Genomic DNA, 3,526 nt, shown 5'->3' on the forward strand with positions numbered 1-3,526 from the left:
TCGTCTTCGAGTCGGCGGCCCAGGAGCAGGGCCTGCGCGACATCCGGTACGTCGGACGCCCCGACGAGCGCGACCTGACGATCCAGCGGGTGGTGCAGCGCGCGGGTCTGCGCGGACCCCGGGTCGGCTGACGTACGCTCAGGCCCGTGACGAGAGCCCGCGCCGGTCGGCTACTGCTCGGTGGCGCGTTGGCTCTGGGGCTGACAGCGACCGCCCCTGGTCCGGTCTCGGCTGCCGCATCGGCGGCACCGGGCCCGTCTCCGGCACCTCCCTCCCGGCACCTCGCCGCCAGTCAGCAGACGCCGACGGCCAAGGGCCTGCTGCCGAAGCGGGGCAGCTATGCGTTCCTGCTCGAGCTCGACACGGCGAGCACGTTCTCGCGGTTCAGGTCCGTGCGCGCCTCGGGGACGAAGAAGGCCGCCACGAAGGCCGCCGCGGCCCAGCTGGACACGGTGCGCACCGCCCAGCAGCGCGTGGAGCAGCAGCTGTCCTCGCTGCACGGCCACACCAGCGTGCTGTTCGGCACACATGCGGTGCTGGCCGGTGTCGCCGTCCGGACCGACGTCGCCAACGCCCCGGCGCTGGCGAGGCTGCCCGGCGTCAAGGCGGTCTACCCGATCGCGCCCAAGAAGCCCGACAACAGCTACGCGGTGCCGTTCCAGGGCGCTCCGGCGGCGTGGGGTCCCGCCGGCGGCGGACAGACCCTCGGCCAGGGTGTCACGGTGGTCGACATCGACACCGGGCTCGACTACACGCATGCCGACTTCGGAGGTCCGGGGACGAAGGCGGCGTACAACTGCGCGCACCAGAATGACACTCTGGCAGTCGATGAGGCGCAGGACCAGTGCCAGTTGGGTGATCTCTACGACCCCGCCAAGTTCGACGCCGCCGACAGCTGGGACTTCGCCGGTGACGCCTACGACGCCGACTCCGGCACCACACCGGCTCCGGACCCGAACCCGCTGGACTGCTCGTCGGCCGGTGGCGGCGACGGGCACGGCTCGCACACGGCCGGCACGATCGCCGGCTACGGCGTCGCCGCGGACGGCAGCACCTATCACGGTCCCTACGACGCCAGCACGGTCAACACCGCCGGCACCTCCGCCTGGAAGATCGGCCCCGGGATGGCGCCAGAGGCGACGCTGGTCTCCTACCGGATCTTCGGCTGCTCCGGATCCACCGACCTGGTGTCCGCGGCGATCGACCGCGCGGTCGACCTCAACAACGACGGCGCTCCGGACGGTGGCCGCGTGGTGGTCAACCTCTCCGTCGGCGCCGACTTCGGCACCGCCGACGACGGCGACGCGGTGGAGGCCGACAAGGCCGCGGCGGCCGGCGTCACGATGGTGGTCGCCGCGGGCAACGCCGGAGACGCGTACGACGCCGGCGGCTCGCCCGGCACCGCGCCGCGGGTGATCACGGTCGCCGCGTCGGAGGATGCGCAGACGGTGGACCAGGGGGCGAGCTACACGATCGCCAGCGGGACGCCGCAGGAGATGAGCATCAGCAGGTCGACGGCGTACGACTGGCTCGACGACCCGGACCTGACCGGTGCCGTCGCCGCGATGCCGGCCGACAACGCATCGGCCTGCAAGCCGCTGTCCTCGGCTGACAGGACGGCGATCGCCGGCAAGGTCGCTCTCATCACGTGGGACGAGGACGCCATCGACGCGGGCTCTCCGCCTGCCGATGCCTGCGGATCGTCGGACCGGGTGGACCGGTTGGAGAACGGGGGCGCCGTCGGCGTCGTCTTCGCCGACACCGACGACACCGCCACCTACGACATCACCGGGAACGCCGACGTTCCGGCGATCCTGATCGAGAGGTCGGATGCCGACGCGATCCGGGCGGCGCTGGGCCAGGGCAAGAGCGTCGAGATCGCCGGGACCACCACCGACGGCCCCACCATCGTCGACGCGGCCGACGACGACAAGGTGCCCGCCTACAGCTCCCGCGGGAGCCGCGGCGCCGGTGACCTCAAGCCCGACGTCACCGCGGTCGGCGACACTGTCTTCTCGGTGCTGCCCGGCTCCGGGAACCAGGGCCAGGACATGAGCGGCACGTCCATGGCCACGCCGATGGTCGCCGGGCTGGCCGCGCTGACGCTCGACAAGCACCCGGCCTGGTCGCCCGAGCAGGTCAAGGCGGACGTGATGAACACCGCCGACCACGACCTGTACGTCGACGGCGCGTCCGACCAGGCCAGCGGCAGCTGCGCCCCGATGCGGGTCGGCGCCGGACGGATCGACGCGGCGGCGGCCCTGACCAACGACGTGCTCGCCTACGACGCGGACGACGCCGGCACGGTCAGCGTCTCCTTCGGGTCGCTGGCGGTCACCGCCACCACCACGCTGACCAAGCATGTGACGGTGCAGAACACCGGCACAGCGTCGGCGACGTACGCCGTCGACTACCAAGCCGCGACGAGCGTGCCCGGGGTGAGCGTCAGTGTCTCCCCGAGCACCGTGACGCTCGCCCCCGGCGGCAGCCCCGGCGACACCAGGACCGTTACCGTGACGCTGCACGTCGACGACCCGCAGGCTCTCGCGAACGGCGAGGCCAGCACCCCGTGGTGGGACCCGACCCATGCCGCCGACGACGGCGGCCTGCCGGTCGACCCGACCATCGGCGCGCCGGTCGACGTGCTGGCCGAGGCCAGCGGCACCGTGGTGCTCGCGCCCGACCACGACAACGCGGCCGCTGCCGCGACCACGCTGCGGGTGCCCGTGTACGCCGCGCCTCGGCCGGCCGCGCAGATGAGCCAGCCGGGCTCGCTGGCGATCGACGGCAGCGCGACGCTGCCGCTGCAGGGCCACGACTTCGGCTGGTCGGGCAGCGACCCGGTGCGCTCGGTCGCCGCAGGCTTCGAGCTTCAGGCCACCAGCCCGGCGCTGCAGCCCTGCGATGCGGGCCAGACGTCAGGGTGCCTGCGCGTCTCCGAGGACAGCGGCGCCGACATCAAGGACGTGGGCACCACCTCTGCCGGTGACTTCCTCTACGTCGCGATCGCCACCCAGGGACCGCACCGCACGCCGGCCAGCGCGGTGGAGTTCGACATCTACCTCGACACCAGCGGCGACGGGGCCCCCGACCTGGTCGCCTACGACACCCGGCTCGGCACCAGTGACGTCTTCCTCGAGGAGCTCGTCGATCTCAACCAGGTCGACCCGACGACCGGCCAGAGCGGCGTGGTCGTCGACGACGAGTTGCTCACCGGCGCCGCCCTCGGCATCGACACGGCCGTCTACGACAGCGACGTGCTGGTCGCGCCGATCTCGCTGGCGGACACGTTCACCGACTCCGCCGGCGACGTGACCGGGTACGGGCTCGGGCACTACCTGCAGGGCAGCAGCACGCTGCGGTACGCCGTCAGCTCGTTCACCAGCTCCGGCGATGGCGAGGTGGACGAGGTCGGCTGGAGTGGGGCCACCACGGTGTCGATCCCCGTCGACATCGCCCACCCGGCGCTCACCGTGACCGACGGCAGCGGCCTGGCCAGTCCTTATGTGGCCGACCGCAGCGGCAA

Annotated in this window: 1 protein-coding gene and 1 pseudogene; both read left to right on the forward strand. The window is 72.5% G+C overall.

The window, feature by feature from the left end:
- Positions 1-131 (forward strand): annotated as a pseudogene (locus VHA72_RS08940) (PH domain-containing protein); the annotation flags it as partial.
- A 15-nt stretch (positions 132-146) separates the two neighbouring features.
- Positions 147-3,526 (forward strand): S8 family serine peptidase (locus VHA72_RS08945; RefSeq protein ID WP_325574368.1); only part of this gene is annotated, 3,380 nt, incomplete at its 3' end.

It is taken from the genome of Nocardioides sp. (assembly GCF_035547795.1).
Classification (GTDB): domain Bacteria; phylum Actinomycetota; class Actinomycetes; order Propionibacteriales; family Nocardioidaceae; genus Nocardioides.